Raw genomic sequence first — 18,393 nt, 5'->3', positions numbered from 1 at the left:
CAATGTACACAATAAATGAGGACAGACATGACCGAAGACCAGATTATCGGACTGCTCACGTCGAACATTATTTACCTGTTGGCTGCGGCCTTTATCGTGCTCGTCATCCTGAAGGGCATCAAGATTGTTCCACAGTCCGAAAAATACGTGGTCGAGCGGTTCGGGCGCCTGCATTCGGTGCTTGGTCCGGGAATCAACTTTATCGTTCCATTTCTGGATGTTGCGCGCCACAAGATATCCATACTTGAACGCCAATTGCCGAATGCAACGCAGGACGCGATCACCAAGGACAACGTGCTGGTACAGATCGACACCTCGGTGTTTTACCGTATTCTGGAACCGGAAAAGACGGTGTATCGTATCCGTGACGTCGACGGTGCGATCGCTACCACGGTGGCTGGTATCGTGCGGGCAGAGATCGGCAAGATGGACCTGGATGAGGTTCAGTCCAACCGCGCCCAGCTGATCACGCGCATTCAGGAAAGCGTCGAAACCGCTGTGGACGATTGGGGGATCGAAGTGACCCGTGCCGAGATTCTTGACGTAAACCTGGACCAGGCCACCCGCGACGCCATGCTGCAACAGCTGAACGCAGAGCGCGCCCGCCGGGCCCAGGTCACCGAGGCCGAGGGTCAGAAACGCGCAGTCGAACTGCAGGCTGATGCCGAACTTTACGCGGCCGAGCAGACCGCGAAGGCACGCCGCATTCAGGCCGAGGCCGAAGCCTATGCTACGGGTGTCGTCGCCAAGGCCATTCAGGACAACGGTATCGAGGCGGCGCAATATCAGGTCGCGTTGAAACAGGTCGAAGCGCTGAATGCGCTTGGCAACGGGACTGGCTCGCAGACTATTGTTGTCCCCGCCAACGCGCTTGAGGCCTTTGGCAACGCCTTCAACATGCTGAAAGGAGGCAAATGATGGCTGATCCCTTCTGGTTGACCTGGTGGATCTGGCTGGCCGGCGCTCTGGTACTTGCCATTGTCGAGGTCGCGCTGCCCGGTTTCATCTTTCTGGGCTTTGCGATTGGGGCCGCGATCACGGGGATCCTTCTTCTGATCCCTGGCCTCACGCCCAGCCTTCCGGTCCTGTTGCTGATCTTCGCGGTTCTGTCTTTGGTTGCGTGGTTGATACTGCGCCGGATGTTTGCCCTGCCCCAAGGACAAGTAAAGACCTTTAATCACGACATAAATGAGTAATCTGCGTCGGCGCCCAATACGGGCGCCACTGCACCTCTGGACGCTGCCACGTACTTTCCCTATATAATTCGTCAGGTAACAGACCCGAGGCATCAATGACCCACCCCAGCGAACAGTTTGAAGGCAGCCCGCTGATTGCGCCTTCAACCATCGAGCATCCCCTCTACGAACCCGTAGTGGAAGCCTGCAGGACGGTTTTTGACCCTGAAATCCCTGTCAATATCTATGATCTTGGCCTGATTTACACGATTGACATCAACAATGAGAACGCCGTCAAAGTCATCATGACGCTGACCGCCCCCGGTTGCCCCGTGGCCGGAGACATGCCCGGTTGGATCGTCGAAGCGATCGAACCGGTCGCAGGTGTCAAAGAAGTGGACGTCGAACTGACATGGGAGCCCCCTTGGGGCATGGAAATGATGTCGGATGAGGCCCGCTTGGAACTCGGCTTCATGTAATCTGGGTTTATCCACAGAAAACAAGCTTTTGTCATGAAACGGTAATTTGCCTGTTACCGTTTCGTTGGGCAATCGTCACAAAGATGCGGGAAACATTCGGCGCGTAGACGCCAAGCACATTTCGCACCACAGCTTATGCGTCGGGCAACTGGGCCGAATTCCTGTTTCCCGTCCCCAAACTCTGGCCCAAATCTTGGACCGCTCTTGCCCGAGAGCGGTCCTTTTCCTTTCAACGGTTATTTCACACCGCAGGTTGACTTGATCTCGGCCGCTCGGTCATCCAGCTGCTTGATGTAATCCCCTGACAGCATCTCAAGGCGCTTGTTTTCCGTCCCCGTCACAAGGCCCAGCAGCGCTCCGGCGGGCGTAACGGCAAATACACTTTCTGCCTGTTGCGTCTGGGCATGTTTTTTTTCGGCAGCAATTGCGCGAAGATCGCCTTCGGCGGTGGAACAATTGACCGGATGCCGCTCGGTATCGGCCAATGCGGTATGTGCGAACGCGCCCAGAAAAATGCAGGTCAGACCTGACACCATGCGCCGCGAGGGCTTTCTGAGTGATTGGATAGCCATGCAATACCGCCTTTCTTGAAATACATTACCTTGGCTGACTGCCATGCCTGACACGCTAAGGGCACCAATGGTCTTGTGGCAACCCGGAACCCGCCGCCCATTTAAGCGAGGCTTGGTGCCAATCGAAAAAGCATTAACCGCAATCCCTTGAGCCTGACGCCTCTCGGGCTTAAATTAGAGGCAAGACGCGAGAACGGAGCACACCATGTTTGGTATCCCCGGCAAACAAGCCGTAACCATGACGCCCAAGGCTGCAGAGCAGATTGTGCGCCTGATGACTTCGGGCGGCCATGCCGGCCTGCGCATCGGCGTCAAGAAAGGCGGTTGCGCCGGTATGGAATACACCATGGACTATGTCGACGAGGCTGATCCCAACGACGAGGTCGTTGAACAGGATGGCGCGCGCGTCATGATCGCACCCATGGCGCAGATGTTTCTGTTCGGCACCGAAATCGACTACGAAGTGTCCCTGCTTGAGTCAGGCTTTAAATTCCGCAACCCCAACGTGGTCGACGCCTGCGGATGTGGTGAGTCCATCAAGTTTGACGAGACGCTGTCGGTGCAGCGATAACCGCCATTTCCGATCCTTTTTCTGCCTTCTGAAACCGGCGAGGCATTGCGCCCGGGCAACCGGAATTGTCAGGCGTGACTGACGATGGTATCGGGTTGAAAACACTTCAGGCAGAGAGGGAAACCAGATGCGGCGCAAAATGGCGGCTGGAAACTGGAAAATGAACGGAACCGGGGCCTCACTAACGGAAATCACGGCCCTTGCCGACATGTATCCCGATCCATCAATCGACGTATTGATTTGCCCACCGGCAACCCTGTTGCATCGCGCGGCTCAGGCGGCAAACGGTTCAGGCGTCACAGTAGGTGGGCAGAACTGCCATTCGGCGGTGTCGGGGGCCCATACCGGTGATCTGAGCGCCGAAATGCTGATGGATGCGGGCGCGACTGCGGTTATTCTCGGCCACTCGGAACGGCGCGAAGATCACGCCGAAACGAACGAGGACGTCCGTGCCAAGGCCCGTGCAGCGATGGACGCTGGCCTTACAGCCATTATCTGCGTTGGCGAAAGTCTGGAACAACGCGAAGCGGCAAATACGCTCGATATCATCGGTGGGCAGTTGTCAGGTTCGATCCCGGATCAATCGACAGGAGAAAACCTTGTCGTTGCCTACGAGCCGATCTGGGCCATCGGAACCGGTAAGGTTCCGACACTGGAACAAATCGGCGAGGTTCACGACTTCATTCGCACGCGCCTGGAACGCCGCTTTGGTGAAGGCGTGGGCCGTTCGGTTCGCCTTCTGTATGGCGGCTCGGTCAAGCCGGACAATGCGGCCGAAATCTTTGGCGTTTCGAATGTAGATGGCGCGCTGGTTGGTGGGGCAAGTCTGAAGGCGAAGGACTTCTCGGGCATCGTCAACGCGCTGGAAGGCGCATGACAGCCGCCTTCATTCCGCGATATCTTCGGCCCACAATTCGGGCTTTTCCGCAATGAACCGCTGCATCAGCGCAATGCAGTCGGGGTCTTCCGCCAGTATGACCTCAACCCCGCGCTGGCGCAGAAACTCTTCGTTACCGCCAAAATTCCGAGTGTCGCCGATGACAACGCGTGGGATGCCGAACTGAACGATCGTTCCCGTGCACATCATGCAAGGTGACAGAGAAGTATAAAGCACCGTATCCCGATATGTCTTTTGCCGCCCTGCCCTGCGCAATGCATCCATTTCACCATGCGCAATCGGATCGCCTTGCTGCACGCGTTGATTTCGGCCTTGCGCAACCACTTCGCCATTCCGGGCCAACACCGATCCGATGGGGCAGCCGCCCTCATCAAAGCCTGCCTTGGCCTCATCATAGGCAATGCGCAACAGGCGCGCGTCTGTGTCACTCAACATTACGGGATGCCCTTTGTTGGATAGTTTTCTGCCGCCAGCCTGACGATTGCCCGATAAGGCGTCAACGTCAGGCTGGCGTGCGGCGCGGCGCTTTAGGCCAATTTCATGGTGACGATCCCGGCCGTTATCAGAAGCGCCGCCAATATGCGGGTGGCAGTCAGTGCCTCGCCCATCATCGTAACGCCGACCACGAAGGCGCCGACTGCACCGATTCCAACCCAGATTGTGTAGGCAGTGCTCAGCGGCAGATCCTTCATCGCCAAGGCAAGCAATCCGAACGAGCCGATCATCGATATTCCCATGATCGCAGTGGGCCAAAAACGCGTGAAGCCGACGGATTGCTTCATCGCACCCGCCCAGACAACTTCAAGTATTCCGGCAACAAGTAGCATGATCCATGCCATGAGGTGACCTCGTATCCTGTTCGGGTCGTCCCGAATGATGATCCAGTACGGAGAGGTCGTCCTCACACCTCATCTGGGAACTCGGCATCCCGTTTCAAGAGGGGTAGGCAGAAAAAACCGGGCGGACAACACCGCCCGGCTTTCGACACTTTGACAATGCCTAGTTGGTCACGATCTCCGGCCCCATGAAAGTATTGGGCAGGAAGGTCGAAATCCACGGGATGTAAGTTACCATGATCAGGAAGACAAACAGGACTGCAAGAAACGGCAATGCCGCCTTCACCACGCTCATCATCGGCATCCCGGCTACACCTGAGGTCACGAACAGGTTCAGCCCGACCGGCGGCGTGATCATACCGATCTCCATGTTCACCACCATGATGATCCCCAAATGGATCGGGTCGATACCCAGTTCGATCGCAATCGGGAACACCAGCGGTGCAACAATGACCAGCAAGCCCGAGGGCTCCATGAACTGTCCACCGATCAGAAGGATCACGTTGACCACGATCAGGAAGGTCACCGGACCAAGACCTGCGGACAGCATGGCGCTGGCGATGTGTTGAGGCACCTGCTCGTCCGTCAGTACGTGCTTCAGGATCAGCGCGTTGGCGATGACGAACAACAATGTCACTGTCAGCTTGCCGGCCTCGAACAGCGTATGCTTGGTATCCGGGTGGAAGAACGCCGTCACCAGCGCGTATGGCTTTTTCAGCAGGGGCAGGTTCGGCGTGCCTTCTTCGGTGCTGAGAGGCCCCATGTCCTTGTAGACAAAGCTGGCAATGAGGAACGCGTAGACAGCGGCCACAGCGGCGGCTTCGGTTGGTGTAAAGATACCGCCATAAATGCCACCCAGAATGATCACGATCAGGAACAGGCCCCAGCCGGCCTCGCGCGCCGATGTGAATATTTCGGCCCAGCCCTTCCAGTCGCCTTTGGGCAGGTCTTTGACCTTGGCCATCACATAGATCGTGACCATCAGCATCAGCCCGGCCAACAGGCCCGGAATGACGCCGGCCAGGAACATGCGCCCGACGGAAACCTCGACAGCCGCCGCGTAGACCACCATCACGATCGACGGCGGGATCAGGATGCCGAGCGTACCGGCGTTACAGATCACACCGGCGGCGAATTCCTTGGAATACCCGACTTGACGCATCCCGGCGATGACGATGGAACCGATGGCAACCACGGTGGCCGGGGACGATCCGGACAGAGCTGCAAACAGCATACAGGCAAACACGCCCGCAATTGCCAGACCGCCGGGCAAATGCCCAACGCAAGCAATCGAGAACCGAATGATCCGCCGTGCGACACCGCCCGTTGTCATGAAGGACGACGCCAGAATGAAAAACGGGATCGCCAACAGAGTAAAATGCCCCTCGAACGCCTCGAACAATGTGCCCGCGACCGAGGCCAGCGAACTGTCGGAATAGATCAGCAGGAACAAGGTCGAACTTAGGCCCAGCGAAACCGCAATCGGAACTCCGATCAGAAGCAGGCCGATGACCATCGAGAAAAGAAGTACTACGTCCATCAGTCATGCTCTCCTTGCTGAGCCCGGACCTCTTCGATCTCGTCCTCGACTTCGTGGCTGGCGACAAGCCGGTCGGTTTCACCGCGCCAGATCTGCACCCCAACCTGAGCAAAACGGATCACCAGCAGCAGCATCGACACCGGCAGCACCAGATAGGGCACCACTTTGGGCAATTTCTCGTAGCCCTCGCCGTAGTTGATCAGGTTTTCCAGAAAGCGCAGCGGTGCGACCATTGGGATATCGTCGACCTCATAGAAACTTTGGCTGCGTGCACCGGCATCGAACCCGGTCGGGAACCAACGGCCCGACGTCGGCAGCAAGTCGGCGAAGACAGCCCAATAGTCGTAGGACCCTTTCAGCAACAGCAGCGAAAACACCAGACAACAGGCTACCGAGATCAGCGCCAATATCCGGCGCGGTGCCGGGGCCAGCATGTTCAGGATCGCGTCGACCCCCAGATGAGCATGTTTTTTGACCGCATAGGATGCCCCCAACAGAACCAACCAGCCAAATGTGAATACCGTCAGTTCAAGTGCCCACAGGATGTTGGAATTAAACACAAACCGCGCGATCACGTTGGCGAAGGTGACAACCGTCATCAACCCCAACAGAAGCGCGATCATCGTCTCTTCGATATGGTCGACCAGCCCGCCCTGGCCGGATTTCGCACCAGACATCTCTCTGTCCCCGCATTGTTATTTGATGAGAGTAAAACCGGCGGGCCAAATCGTGGCCCGCCCTGGCCTGCGCGTCCCAAACTCCCCAGTCCCCGGATGCGCGGCCTGTGCCCGGATCAGAATCCGGCGTTGATGGCCTGTGCGGCGTCGATCTTGTCCTGCCCCACATCACCGGCGAACTTGTCCCAGACCGGTTTCATGGCATCGACCCAAGCCTGACGCTGCTCGGGGTTCAGCTCGCGGATGATGCCACCGGCGTCGGTGATCGAGGCTTTGGCCGCTTCGTTCACTGCAAAGGCTTCCTTGTTACGCGTCTCGGTGACTTCGGCGAGAATCGTCAGAAATTGATCGCGCACTTCCGGATCCAGGCTGTCCAGCCAATCAACCGAGGTCACAACCAGATAGTCGATGATACCGTGGTTGGTCTCGGTGATGCCGTCCTGCACCTCAAAGAACTTCTTGCCGTAGATGTTCGACCAGGTGTTTTCCTGTCCGTCCACAACGCCTTGTTGCAGCGCGCCGTAAACTTCCGAAAAGGCCATCTTCTGCGGGCTGCCGCCAATGGCTTCCATCTGCGCGACCAGCACGTCCGATGACTGCACGCGGAATTTCAGACCATCCGCATCCGACGGATCAACCAGCGGCTTGTTCGCCGACATCTGCTTCATACCGTTGTGCCAGAAGGCCAGCCCCTGCAGGCCACGGCGCTGCATGCTGTCCTTCATCGCCTGACCTTCGGCCGAGGCCTGGAAGGCGTCGACTGCGTCGATGTTCTTGAACATGAACGGTAGGTCGAACAGGCGGAACTGCTTGGTGAACTTCTCGAATTTGGAAAGCGAAGGTGCGGCCAGCTGCACGTCACCCTGCAGCATCGCTTCGAGCACCTTGTCGTCGTTATATAGCGTGGAGTTCGGATAGACCTCCATGCACATCACGCCCTGCATCTCGTCATTGACGCGCTGTTCAAGCAATGATGCAGCAATGCCCTTGGGATGTTTATCGGTGTTGGTCACATGTGCGAACTTCACCACAATCTCACCTTCTTCGCAGGCGGCGAACCCAGCGGTGGCGGTGACAGACAGGGCAAGCGCAGTGGCGGCTGTTGTCAGGAATTTCATATGTCTTTTCCTCCCAGACTTCTGTGAAATCTCTGCTGAACGCCTCGTCAGCGATCATTGTGCAAAGTGAAGCGAATCAGGGATTGGCTCTCAACGATTTGTTTAAGTACTGCATCCCTGGTTTTTTATATATTGTTATCAGTATCTTACAGGTTTAGACTGTGAATCGACCGCGAATCCGATCCTAGCGCGTGCGAAAATCCGCACACCACTTTCGTCAGTTGTGCGGAAAACCGCACAGTCATGATTCGCTTAATCGAATCACACCTGCCTCGCATCCGGCACCGACCGCAGCCCGCGTTCGCGGGCTGCCCGGCCCAACGGCACGGGCTGCATGCAATGCAGTCAATGCCGGCGGGAGCGCGCTATCTGCGATAATCCTCCGGACGTATCTGATAGCGCGAAAGTTTGTCATAGAATGTTTTGCGCGGCAATTTCAGGGCCTTGGCCGCATCAGAGGCCTTGCCATTGTGCCGTCCCAAGGCAGCGATCAACAGTGACCGCTCCACGCGTGCCATCTGTTCGTTCAGCCCCAGATCGGCCGCCTTCGCCACCTCTTCGGGCATCCCCAAAACAAATCGCATGGCCGCGGACATCAATGACCGCGCATTCCCCGGCCAGTCCTGCGCCATGAGCGAGGCCAAATGGTCTGATGTGATTTCCGGCTCGACGATTCCTGCCTGCTCTGCCGCCTGCGCAACATAGTGACGGAAGATCACGGGAATATCCTCAGGCCGCTCGGACAGAGCCGGTATCCGCACACGCATGACATCCAGCCGGTAAAACAGATCGGCATTGAATTTTCCGCCAGCGGAAAGATCTGAAAGATCGGCTGTCGTGCCAGCAATAATACGCGCACCGCTTCCCTTCTCGATCACTTCCAATGCAGCGTACTGGGTGGCATCGGACAATGCCGATACCTCATCGAGGAACAGGGACCCACCCGTTGCATCCTCGCACCCCTGTATCAGATCGTCAGGTGTCAGCCCGGACGCGGTACGTTTGACAAACGGACCCTGCCCGCCAGGCGACATCAGATGCACCACCTCGGCAACTTTCGAAATGCCGCTGCCGGCAGGTCCCGTGACCAGGACTTCGGCCCGCGTCGGAGCCACCGCCCGAACCCGTTCCCGTAGCGCTTCGGCCTGTTGCGAACGACCAAAAAGCATGCGCGCTGCCGGATCTCCTCTCTCCATTTCATGCTTCAGAGCACGGTGCTCCAGCACTTGCGAACGTGCTTCAAAGGCACGTTCGAGCACCGCCAGCAGATCGCCAGCCGCGCAGGGTTTTTCCAGAAAGTCGAATGCGCCCTGCCCCATGGCCTGAACCGCCATCGGGATGTCGCCCTCACCGGTCAATAGGACAACCGGCAGTTCGGGATCGGTGTCGCGGGCATAGGACAAAAGATGAAATCCATCGCGCCCCGGCATTCGGATATCCGAAACGACAACACCGGCAAAGTCCTTGCGGATATGGTCCTTGGCCGCGACAAAAGACCCTGCCGTCACCGGTTCGTAATCGGCCAGTTCCAAAGTCTGGGCCAGCGCCTCTCGCACGGCGGCATCGTCATCGACCAATAAAACCTTACGGATCATGCGGCCTTGCCCTCTTTGAAATACTCAAGTTCGACCGTGAAGATCGCACCTTTGTCTGCGTTGACGCCACGGATATTGCCACCAAAACTTTGCACAAGACCGTAAGAAATCGACAAGCCCAGGCCCATCCCCTCGGATGAACCCACGGCCTTTGTCGAATAGAAGGGTTCAAACAGTTTCTCGGGATCTTCGATACCCGGTCCGATGTCCCGCACAGTAACTGCCAACCGTTCGGCGGTCTCGATCACGATTTGAATATGACGTTCATCCTGATTGCTCATTGCATCAGCGGCGTTGTTGATCAGGTTGACGAAAACCTGCACCAGACGCACCTCGCCGCCCCAGGCGAAAACCGGTTCACCGGACGGCCTCCAATCCAAGGAAACGCCATCGGCCCGCAGGCGCGCCTCGGTCAGTTCGACAGCCGTATTGATGACCTGCACCAGATCGACCTTGCCCATGGGTTCGCTTTCATTGCGTGCAAATGCCCGCAGGTTTTTGATGATCCGCGCCATGCGCGCCGCCATGTCCGAAATTCGCCCAAGGTTCTCACCGGCTTTGTCGTCCTTTCCCCTTTCCAGAAACGCTGCACCGTTTTCGGCAAATTGCTGAATCGCCATGAGCGGCTGATTCAACTCGTGACTGATCCCTGCCGACATCTGGCCCAGGGCGCTCAGCTTGCCAGCCTGAACCAGATCGGCCTGAGCCTGTTTCAGCGCCGCTTCCGCCTCTTCCCGTTCGGCCACTTCGCGCCGCAAAGCAGTGTTGGCAGCGGTCAGGGCCCGCGTGCGTTGTTGTACTCGGCTTTCTAGCACGGCATTGGCCTCCGCCAACGTCCTCCGGCGCTCGGTTGCCAGAAACAGAAATGCCCCGAACGCCAAACAGATCGCAGCGACTGCGGCAGCTTGCAAAGCAGCCAGGCGGCGCGCCGGGGCAACATCCATCAGAACTTCCCCGGTCATGCCGATGACTGGCAACTCGCGGGCCAAATGCAACGCAGTGCGTGGCAGGTATGGGCCCCATCCCAAACGCCACAACTCGTGCGAGCCGACACGCACGGATGAGAAAACCAGATCCACCCCCGGCGGCGACACACCGATCTGCCCCGGCTCTCGTTGCCAGAACAAAAGATCCGACCGGTTGGAAATGAATACAAGGCCTGAATGATCCACAAAGAAAACCGCCTCGGTACTGCCGCGCCAAGTTCTTTCGACGTCTTCGACATCGGCGATTACCATGAGGGCACCGATAACCTGCCCATCCGGACCAAAGGCCGGCGCGGCGTATGAATAAATCCGGTTTGCCGTCCCCGGTGGAACCCAAGTGTAGTTCTGGTCTGTGGCCGTAGGTAAAACTCCGTGGGAACTGCCCAAAGACCCCTGCAAAGCCCGCTTGAAGGCGGGGTGATCCGAGACATTGCCATTCAAGACACCCTGAGCCGCAGCAAGGACACGACCATCCCGGTCGGCAAACAGAACATCAACCGCGGCGGTCTTGTCAGCAACCTCCAACAGCAGGGCTTGTGCGCGAGATATGTTGGTCCGATCACCCAGACCCGCCAGATCAGGATGCTCGGCCATCAACACGGCCAGCTCCTGATAAACCTGCAATTGCGAGCTAAGCCGGTCCGAAGCAAGCTCCAGATCCGCCTCAGCCTTTTCGCTCAGCTGCGACAACGCTTGCCGATACCCATAGGTCCAGACTGCAGCCGACAGCAGACCGACCGCGAACAGAAAACCGACAATGACCCAAATTCTTTGCATACCTAGGGTCTTGCATTCAGCGCGCCTCATGGCAAGTCTGCCGCCTATGAAGACGTTATTCCAATCCCCCACCGAACCTGATTTCGTGCAAAACCCCTACCCGTTTTATGACACCGCTCGTAAGGCCGGGGATCTCGTGTTCTGGGAGGATTACGGCATGCCCGCCGCCGTATCCCACAAGGCGGTTCAGGACATTTTTCGGGATCGTCGATTTGGAACCGAGCGCCCAGTTGAAATGGGTTCCGACGAACCGAAGCACCTTGCGCCCTGGCTCGCCATCGAAGCGCATTCACTGCTCGAAGCCGAACCGCCCCGGCACACCCGCTTGCGCGCATTGGTGCTACGCGCGTTCACATCACGCGCAATCTCGGCACTTGCTCCCACGATCGAAAGCCTGTGCCACGCCTTGATAGACGATTTCCCTGACGAACCCTTCGACCTGCTGGAAACGTATTGCACGCCGATCCCGGTCGTCACCATCTGCCGCTTGCTGGGTGTTCCAGAGGAAAAAGCGCCTGATTTGTTACGGTGGTCCCACGCCATGGTGGCAATGTATCAGGCTGGCCGAAACCGCCAGATCGAAGATGAGGCCGCACAAGCCTCCCAGGCGTTTACCGTGTTCCTGACAGAATACATCCGGCAGCGCCGATCTGACCCACGCGACGACCTGATTACGCGATTGATCGCGGCAGAGGAAGACGGAGAAAAACTCTCTAAAGAAGAGCTGATCTCAACCTGCGTATTGCTGCTGAATGCCGGTCACGAAGCGACTGTCCATTCCTTGGGCAATGGCGTGAAAACCCTGCTGGAGACCCACTCTTCACGTGATGTTCTGAAGCCGGATGCCATCGACAGTACAATCGAAGAAATACTGCGCTACGACCCGCCTCTGCATTTGTTCCAACGTTTCGCCTACGAAGATATGACCCTGTTCGGTCATCATTTTGCCCGAGGCGACAAGATCGCGCTGCTGCTTGGCGCCGCGAACCGTGATCCCGCGGTCTGGGACAACCCAAACGCGTTCGATCCGGGGCGGGACATCGTGACAAACTCAAGCTTTGGCGGAGGTGTACATTTCTGCGTCGGCGCCCCCCTCGCCCGCCTGGAAATGCGAATTGGGCTATCGATCCTTTTTGAACGATGCCCGAACCTGCGGCTGGCGGGCGACCCGGTCTACGCAGACAGCTACCACTTTCACGGCTTAACGAAACTAATGGTCAAAACCTGACACCTGCCCGAAAAATCTTGCGTATGATCGCCAAAAGCTTCGGAGCTCATACGCTATCGCCGCAATAATTCCGGATCCCACGTTCATCTGGCCAAAAATATCCTGGGGGAGCCGCCCGTCACGGGCGGCGGGGGCAAAGCCCCCATCGACCGCGCTCACCCTTCCTTCAGCGCGTTCAGCGGCAACATCGTTGTCGATTTGATCTCTTCCATCGACAACAAGGCGGTCACGTTGTGTACGCGCACTTCCGAGATCAGCGTCTGATAGAAGGAATCGTAGGCGCGCGCGTTCTTCACACGTACTTTCAGGATATAGTCGATATCCCCTGCTAACCTATGCGCTTCCTGAACTTCCGGTTGGTCACGCAACGCTTTGAGAAACTTTCGCTGCCACTCCGCTTCGTGTTCCGAAGTACGGATCAGAACAAAAAAGGTCGCCTCGAATCCCAGCGCTTCGGCATCCAGTAGAACAGTCTGCTGTCCTATGACTCCGGCACCCTTGAGCTTGCGGATGCGATTCCAGACCGGTGTCTTGGAACTCCCAACTCTTGCCGCTATTTCGTCCAGGGATTGACTGGCGTCGCGTTGCAGCTCGGCCAGAATTTTCCGATCTGTTTCGTCTATTCGCACTGCCATCCCAATATTTCCCTCAATTTGGAACTGATGTTCCCGGATTACCGCCAATCCGAACATACGTTCTTATTTGCTTCGCAATATAGCGCTGAACCAGGAATATTTCCTATATTGCCGGTTAAGTCAAACAACCCCGGTGCAAACAGATGCCGCCCATTCTGAAACGTTCGCGAAACTGCCTCGCCTATTTCGGCTCTACCGGTCTGTTTTGCGATGCCGCGAACAGAAAGCCCACGCCGGGGTCGGTTGTCATTGAGTTGAAGAAGGAGCACGCCTGATGGCCCGCGCATTTACGCCCAAAGTGGTTACTGCCAACGACCTGTTGGAAGGCGACGTTATCTACCTGACCGAAGACGATCGTTGGTCGCGCGAGCTGTCCGAGGCCGAGCTGATCACCGACGAAGCCCACGCACAGGTTCGCTTGCTGGATGCCGAGCGTCAGGCGAACAAGATCGTCGGTGCCTATCTGGCCGACGCTGTCGCCGGCGACAATGGCCCCGAGCCCACGCATTTCCGGGAAGACTTCCGCCGGACTGGTCCGTCCAACTATGCCCACGGCAAACAGGAAACTTCCCCGCAGCCCCGGGCCTGACCTCTGGCCCTCTCTCTCCCCTTCAAGGCCCCTAGGTTCGGGGCTGCAACTAAGGACAGCTAATCATGTATCGCTACTCCGAGTTCGACACAGCATTTTTGGCAGAACGTAACGCGCAGTTCCGCGCGCAGGTCGAGCGCCGTATTGACGGCTCGCTGACCGAGGATGAATTCAAACCCCTGCGCCTGATGAATGGTCTGTACCTGCAGTTGCACGCCTACATGTTGCGGGTCGCCATCCCCTATGGCACGCTGTCCAGCGCGCAGATGCGCCAGCTGGCCCTGCTGGCCGAGAAGTGGGACAAGGGTTATGGCCACTTCACCACCCGCCAGAACATCCAGTACAACTGGCCGAAACTGAAAGACGTGCCGGATATGCTGGACGCGCTGGCCGAGGTCGGCATGCACGCCATCCAGACCTCGGGCAACACCATCCGCAACGTGACCGCTGACCATTTCGCAGGTGCTGCCGCGGATGAGGTCGCCGATCCGCGCCCCTATGCCGAACTGCTGCGCCAGTGGTCGACCGACCATCCCGAATTCCAGTTCATGCCGCGCAAGTTCAAGATCGCCATCACCGGCTCGGAAAATGACCGCGCCGTGATCAAAGCACACGATATCGGCCTGCAACTGGTCGAACGTGACGGCGTTCTGGGCGCCCGCGTTATTGTGGGTGGCGGCCTGGGCCGTACACCGATGATCGGCAAGGAACTGTCCGAATTCGTCGCCTTTGACGACCTGCTGGCGTATCTGGAAGCCACTGTGTCCGTGTGGAACCAAATCGGCCGCCGCGACAACAAGTACAAGGCGCGCATCAAGATCACCGTGCACGAGAATGGTATCGACACCATCCGTGCCAAGGTCAATGAGCGCTTCCTGCAGGTTCGCCCGCAGTTCAAAGGTGCCGACATGAACCTGCTGGAAGAGATCAAGGGCCACTTTGCGCCTCCGTCCTTCCGTGAGGGTTCGGTTGCGTCATTCGAAAGCGCCTACACCAACGATCCGGTCTTCCGTTCGTGGGTCGATACCAACATCGCGCCGCACAAGAACGCGGACCACGCAATCGTGACGATCTCGATCAAGAAGCACGGCCAGACGCCGGGGGATGCGACTGCCGAACAGATGCGCGTGATGGCCGATCTGGCCGAAGAGTTCGCCTATGACGAGCTGCGCATCAGCCATGAGCAGAACGTGATCCTGCCGCATGTCCACAAGTCGGACCTGCCCGCGATCCATGCGAAGCTGAAGGAACACGAATTGGCGACCGCCAATATCGGCCTGATCAGCGACATCATCGCCTGCCCCGGCATGGATTACTGCGCGCTGGCCACGGCTCGTTCGATCCCGGTTGCCCAGCAGATTGCGACCCGTTTTGACGAGCTGAAGCTGGAGCACGATATCGGTCACCTGAAGATCAAGATCTCGGGCTGCATCAACGCATGTGGTCACCACCATGTCGGTCATATCGGCATCCTGGGCCTGGATCGCGCGGGCGTCGAAAACTACCAGATCACTCTGGGTGGCGACGGCACCGAAATGGCCGCCATCGGTGACCGCACCGGTCCGGGCTTTGCCTATGACGAGATCGTGCCAGCGGTCGAGCGCATCGTGGAAACGTATTTGGAACAAAGGGAAAGCGCCGAGGAGACCTTCCTCGAAACATACCGCCGGGTTGGCATGGCGCCGTTCAAGGCTGCTCTCTACCCCGAGGCGCGTGCCAATGCCGCTTGACCTGATCCAGACGGAACTGGGCCGGGAAAGACGCGAACTGACCGAACGGGTTCAGGAGCTGAACGCCCGGTTCCGACATCACAGCGCGCATGACGTGATGCATGGCGCCATCGAGGAGATCGACGAGCTTGCCTTGGTCTCCAGCTTTGGCGCGGAATCCGTCGTGCTGCTGCATATGGCGGCGGTTGTGAACAAGGCAACGCCGGTGCTGTTTGTTGACACTCAGATGCTGTTCACCGAAACGCTTGAGTATCAGCAGGAGGTCAGCGAGCGTTTGGGCCTGACCAATGTTCGCATCATTCGGGCCGAGGATGAGGACATTCAACGCGAGGATCCATATGGCGCGTTGCGCCTGCGTGATGCGGATGCGTGCTGCAACCTGCGCAAGACCTTCCCGCTGCAAAAAGCGTTGATGGGCTTCGATGGCTGGATTACCGGACGCAAACGGTTCCAGTCCGGTACGCGCGCAGCGCTCGATTTCTTCGAGGTCGAGGATGGCACCGGCAGGATCAAGGTCAACCCGCTGGCCCATTGGGCGCCCGAGGACGTGCGCGCCTATATGGACGAAAACAACCTGCCCCGGCATCCGCTGGTGGCCAAAGGATACCCCTCGATCGGTTGTGCGCCCTGCACATCACCGGTCAAAGAGGGCGAAGACCCACGCGCCGGGCGCTGGCGTGACCAGAACAAGGAAGAATGCGGTATTCATTTTGTCGACGGCAAGATGGTGCGCGCCGGAGAGAGAACATGAACGTAATCGTAACGGATGAAGGCTTCGCCCCCGATGACTGGACCGATGGGTTTGTCACCTTGGAAGACGCGGCGAATGACGTGGTTGCATTGGACGTAACTTCGGACACGGACCCGGACGAACTGTTTGACCGTTTGGGCTGTGCAAGAATGGTCAGGGTCGATTTTCCATCTTTCGCGGATGGGCGCGGCTTTACAATCGCACGCACGCTGCGCCTGAAAGGCTATTCCGGCCGTCTGCGTGCCAAGGGTCATGTTCTGGCCGACCAATATGCCATGGCGCGCCGCAGCGGATTTGACGAGGTCGAAATCGACCACAGCCTGGCCGACCGTCAGCCCGAGGATCAGTGGCTGGCCCGTGCCAATTGGCAGGATAACAACTATCAGGCCCGCCTGCGCGGTTAGGACCGCGCAAAGCCTGTTTGCAACACCAAGGGGGCAATCTGTCCCCTTTTCCTGACTTGGATCAAAGATTAAACGGAGATGTCGGTTAAGCAGACCGATAGTGAAACGATGACAGAGATGAAATCCGTGACCGAAGCCACCGCCGTGAAGGCCCCCGTTCTGCCCGACGCCCAGACTGTGACCGAGGTCAAGCACTGGACCGACCGCCTGTTCTCGTTCAAGGTGTCGCGCCCGGCGTCGCTGCGGTTCCGTTCGGGCGAGTTCGTGATGATCGGCCTGCTGGGTGACAACGGCAAGCCGCTGCTGCGTGCCTATTCCATCGCCTCGCCGTCCTGGGACGAAGAGCTGGAGTTTTATTCGATCAAGGTGCAGGACGGTCCACTGACCTCGAAACTGCAGCATATCCAGCCCGGTGATCAGATCATCCTGCGCCCCAAACCCGTCGGTACGCTGGTCCATGACGCGCTGCTGCCCGGAAAGCGCATCTGGTTCTTTGCCACCGGCACCGGATTTGCCCCCTTCGCCTCGCTGTTGCGTGAACCGCAGACCTATGAGGATTATGACGAGGTCATAATCACGCACACCTGCCGCGACGTGGCCGAGCTGGAATATGGCCGCCAGTTGATTGAAAACATCCGTCAGGACGAACTGCTGGCCGAACTGATCGGAGAAGGGTTCGCTGACAAGATCCGCTATTACCCGACCACTACCCGGGAAGAGAGCCCCAAGATGGGCCGGATCACCAATCTGCTGAAAGACGGCACCGTCTTTGCCGATCTGGGAATCGAAGGCGGCATCAAGCCGGAAACAGATCGCGCAATGGTCTGCGGCAGCCTTGCCTTCAACCACGACATCAAGGCGATCCTCGAAGAATTCGGCCTACGCGAAGGTGCAAATTCCGAACCCAAAGAGTTCGTGATCGAAAAAGCCTTTGTCGGCTGATCCGGTTTTTGGCCGGGCCTCCGAAGGCCCGGTCGGCAAAAACTCCTGACAAAACCCAAGATTTTCGTGCAGGCTCTCGCTTATGCCGCTTGAAACGCCGTGCGTGGCGGTCTAAATTCCGGGCTCGAAATTCTTCAACCATCAAAGGAATGAACCCATAGCCCGCAGACCTCACAACGCGCCGCCTCAGAGAGATACCGGCCCGCGCGTCAATGAAAAGATCCGTGCCCCCGAAATTCGCCTGATCGGCGCCGAAGGTGAAAACGTCGGGGTGGTTCATCCTGCCAAAGCCATGCAACTTGCCGCAGATGCCGGTCTCGATCTGGTCGAGATTTCGCCGAACGCGAACCCGCCCGTCTGCAAGATCATGGACTTTGGCAAATACAAGTACGAACAACAAAAACGCGAAAGCGAAGCGCGCAAGAAACAAAAAGTCATCGAGGTGAAAGAGGTCAAGTTCCGGCCCAACACCGACACGCATGACTATGACGTCAAAATGAAGAACGTCGTCAAGTTTCTTGAAAAGGGCGACAAAGTGAAAGTCACCCTGCGGTTTCGTGGCCGCGAGATGGCCCACCAAAATCTGGGTCGTGAACTGCTGGAACGGGTGGCCGAAGACGTTCAGGAAATCGGCAAGGTCGAGAATATGCCGAAGATGGAAGGCCGCCAGATGGTCATGATGATCGGCCCGCTGCCGCAAAAGTAAGGCCGAACTATTCCCCAAATTCGAACCCTGTCAGAGATGCTCTGGCAGGGTTTTTTTGTTCACCAAGATTTCAATACCCGCGATTTGCATCCCCTTGGTTCAGTCACCAGATGCAGGATGCCTGAAAGCGACGGCATGTCGAATTCAGACGCTCTGATTTCGACGACGCGCTGGCGCAAAGCGG

General features: G+C 57.8%; 21 protein-coding genes. 12 read left to right on the top strand and 9 right to left on the bottom strand.

Annotated features, from left to right (window positions below):
- Nucleotides 1–27 precede the first annotated feature (27 nt).
- The 3 genes from AC2TDJ_RS04025 (at nucleotide 28) to AC2TDJ_RS04015 (ending at nucleotide 1,654) form a co-directional block, all read left to right on the top strand.
- Nucleotides 28–918 (top strand): SPFH domain-containing protein, encoded by an 891-nt coding sequence (locus tag AC2TDJ_RS04025; RefSeq protein ID WP_480839475.1) that lies wholly within the window; start codon nucleotides 28–30, stop codon nucleotides 916–918.
- Nucleotides 918–1,196 (top strand): NfeD family protein, encoded by a 279-nt coding sequence (locus AC2TDJ_RS04020; protein ID WP_480839473.1) that lies wholly within the window; start codon nucleotides 918–920, stop codon nucleotides 1,194–1,196. The genes AC2TDJ_RS04025 and AC2TDJ_RS04020 overlap by 1 nt, the downstream gene beginning before the upstream one ends.
- 95 nt (nucleotides 1,197–1,291) lie before the next feature.
- Nucleotides 1,292–1,654: an SUF system Fe-S cluster assembly protein gene (locus AC2TDJ_RS04015; RefSeq protein WP_480839470.1), complete on the top strand. Its 363-nt coding sequence runs from the start codon at nucleotides 1,292–1,294 to the stop codon at nucleotides 1,652–1,654.
- 236 nt (nucleotides 1,655–1,890) lie between these two features.
- Here AC2TDJ_RS04015 and AC2TDJ_RS04010 read toward each other — a convergent pair whose 3' ends face one another.
- The gene (locus AC2TDJ_RS04010; protein WP_480839468.1) at nucleotides 1,891–2,226 is read right to left on the bottom strand and encodes a hypothetical protein; all 336 of its coding nucleotides are present in this window, start codon (nucleotides 2,224–2,226) and stop codon (nucleotides 1,891–1,893) included.
- Nucleotides 2,227–2,431: 205 nt separating this feature from the next.
- On the opposite strand from AC2TDJ_RS04010, the gene AC2TDJ_RS04005 reads away from it, so the two are divergent.
- Nucleotides 2,432–2,797, top strand: a complete 366-nt coding sequence (locus tag AC2TDJ_RS04005; RefSeq protein ID WP_480839466.1) for a HesB/IscA family protein — start codon at nucleotides 2,432–2,434, stop codon at nucleotides 2,795–2,797.
- A gap of 127 nt (nucleotides 2,798–2,924) precedes the next feature.
- Nucleotides 2,925–3,674 (top strand): triose-phosphate isomerase, encoded by a 750-nt coding sequence (gene tpiA / locus AC2TDJ_RS04000; protein ID WP_480839464.1) that lies wholly within the window; start codon nucleotides 2,925–2,927, stop codon nucleotides 3,672–3,674.
- 9 nt (nucleotides 3,675–3,683) lie between these two features.
- On the opposite strand, the gene AC2TDJ_RS03995 is transcribed toward tpiA, so the two are convergent.
- From AC2TDJ_RS03995 to AC2TDJ_RS03965, 7 genes are all read right to left on the bottom strand, one after another.
- Nucleotides 3,684–4,130 (bottom strand): nucleoside deaminase, encoded by a 447-nt coding sequence (locus AC2TDJ_RS03995; RefSeq protein WP_480839462.1) that lies wholly within the window; start codon nucleotides 4,128–4,130, stop codon nucleotides 3,684–3,686.
- Nucleotides 4,131–4,222: 92 nt separating this feature from the next.
- Nucleotides 4,223–4,534, bottom strand: a complete 312-nt coding sequence (locus AC2TDJ_RS03990; protein WP_480839460.1) for a DMT family transporter — start codon at nucleotides 4,532–4,534, stop codon at nucleotides 4,223–4,225.
- Nucleotides 4,535–4,694: 160 nt separating this feature from the next.
- Complete coding sequence (locus tag AC2TDJ_RS03985; RefSeq protein ID WP_480839458.1) at nucleotides 4,695–6,071, bottom strand: TRAP transporter large permease; 1,377 nt, start codon at nucleotides 6,069–6,071, stop codon at nucleotides 4,695–4,697.
- Nucleotides 6,071–6,748, bottom strand: coding sequence for a TRAP transporter small permease (locus tag AC2TDJ_RS03980; protein ID WP_480839456.1), 678 nt, complete (start codon nucleotides 6,746–6,748; stop codon nucleotides 6,071–6,073). Before AC2TDJ_RS03980 ends, AC2TDJ_RS03985 begins: the two co-directional genes overlap by 1 nt.
- 116 nt (nucleotides 6,749–6,864) lie before the next feature.
- The gene (locus AC2TDJ_RS03975) at nucleotides 6,865–7,866 is read right to left on the bottom strand and encodes a DctP family TRAP transporter solute-binding subunit (protein WP_480839454.1); all 1,002 of its coding nucleotides are present in this window, start codon (nucleotides 7,864–7,866) and stop codon (nucleotides 6,865–6,867) included.
- A 365-nt stretch (nucleotides 7,867–8,231) separates the two neighbouring features.
- On the bottom strand, nucleotides 8,232–9,461 hold the full coding sequence (locus AC2TDJ_RS03970) for a sigma-54-dependent transcriptional regulator (protein ID WP_480839452.1): 1,230 nt from the start codon (nucleotides 9,459–9,461) through the stop codon (nucleotides 8,232–8,234).
- Nucleotides 9,458–11,224 (bottom strand): sensor histidine kinase, encoded by a 1,767-nt coding sequence (locus AC2TDJ_RS03965; protein ID WP_480839450.1) that lies wholly within the window; start codon nucleotides 11,222–11,224, stop codon nucleotides 9,458–9,460. The genes AC2TDJ_RS03970 and AC2TDJ_RS03965 overlap by 4 nt, the downstream gene beginning before the upstream one ends.
- A 46-nt stretch (nucleotides 11,225–11,270) precedes the next feature.
- On the opposite strand from AC2TDJ_RS03965, the gene AC2TDJ_RS03960 reads away from it, so the two are divergent.
- On the top strand, nucleotides 11,271–12,452 hold the full coding sequence (locus AC2TDJ_RS03960; protein ID WP_480839448.1) for a cytochrome P450: 1,182 nt from the start codon (nucleotides 11,271–11,273) through the stop codon (nucleotides 12,450–12,452).
- Nucleotides 12,453–12,607: 155 nt separating this feature from the next.
- Here the strand turns inward: AC2TDJ_RS03960 and AC2TDJ_RS03955 are convergent, their stop codons facing one another.
- Nucleotides 12,608–13,087, bottom strand: coding sequence for an Lrp/AsnC family transcriptional regulator (locus AC2TDJ_RS03955; protein ID WP_480839446.1), 480 nt, complete (start codon nucleotides 13,085–13,087; stop codon nucleotides 12,608–12,610).
- Between the two features lie 274 nt (nucleotides 13,088–13,361).
- On the opposite strand from AC2TDJ_RS03955, the gene AC2TDJ_RS03950 reads away from it, so the two are divergent.
- From AC2TDJ_RS03950 to infC, 6 genes are all read left to right on the top strand, one after another.
- A complete protein-coding gene (locus AC2TDJ_RS03950) occupies nucleotides 13,362–13,676 on the top strand; it encodes a DUF2849 domain-containing protein (protein ID WP_480839444.1) in 315 nt (104 codons plus the stop codon).
- Nucleotides 13,677–13,741: 65 nt separating this feature from the next.
- Complete coding sequence (locus tag AC2TDJ_RS03945; protein WP_480839442.1) at nucleotides 13,742–15,406, top strand: nitrite/sulfite reductase; 1,665 nt, start codon at nucleotides 13,742–13,744, stop codon at nucleotides 15,404–15,406.
- Complete coding sequence (locus AC2TDJ_RS03940; RefSeq protein WP_480839440.1) at nucleotides 15,396–16,157, top strand: phosphoadenylyl-sulfate reductase; 762 nt, start codon at nucleotides 15,396–15,398, stop codon at nucleotides 16,155–16,157. The genes AC2TDJ_RS03945 and AC2TDJ_RS03940 overlap by 11 nt, the downstream gene beginning before the upstream one ends.
- Nucleotides 16,154–16,561, top strand: coding sequence for a DUF934 domain-containing protein (locus AC2TDJ_RS03935; RefSeq protein WP_480839438.1), 408 nt, complete (start codon nucleotides 16,154–16,156; stop codon nucleotides 16,559–16,561). The genes AC2TDJ_RS03940 and AC2TDJ_RS03935 overlap by 4 nt, the downstream gene beginning before the upstream one ends.
- 108 nt (nucleotides 16,562–16,669) lie before the next feature.
- Nucleotides 16,670–17,503, top strand: a complete 834-nt coding sequence (locus AC2TDJ_RS03930) for a ferredoxin--NADP reductase (RefSeq protein ID WP_480840220.1) — start codon at nucleotides 16,670–16,672, stop codon at nucleotides 17,501–17,503.
- 115 nt (nucleotides 17,504–17,618) lie between these two features.
- Nucleotides 17,619–18,209, top strand: coding sequence for a translation initiation factor IF-3 (infC, locus tag AC2TDJ_RS03925; protein ID WP_480840218.1), 591 nt, complete (start codon nucleotides 17,619–17,621; stop codon nucleotides 18,207–18,209).
- Nucleotides 18,210–18,393 lie beyond the last annotated feature (184 nt).

The organism is Ruegeria sp. HKCCD6647-2 (assembly GCF_057221075.1).
This window is presented reverse-complemented; position numbering and strand designations above follow the sequence as displayed.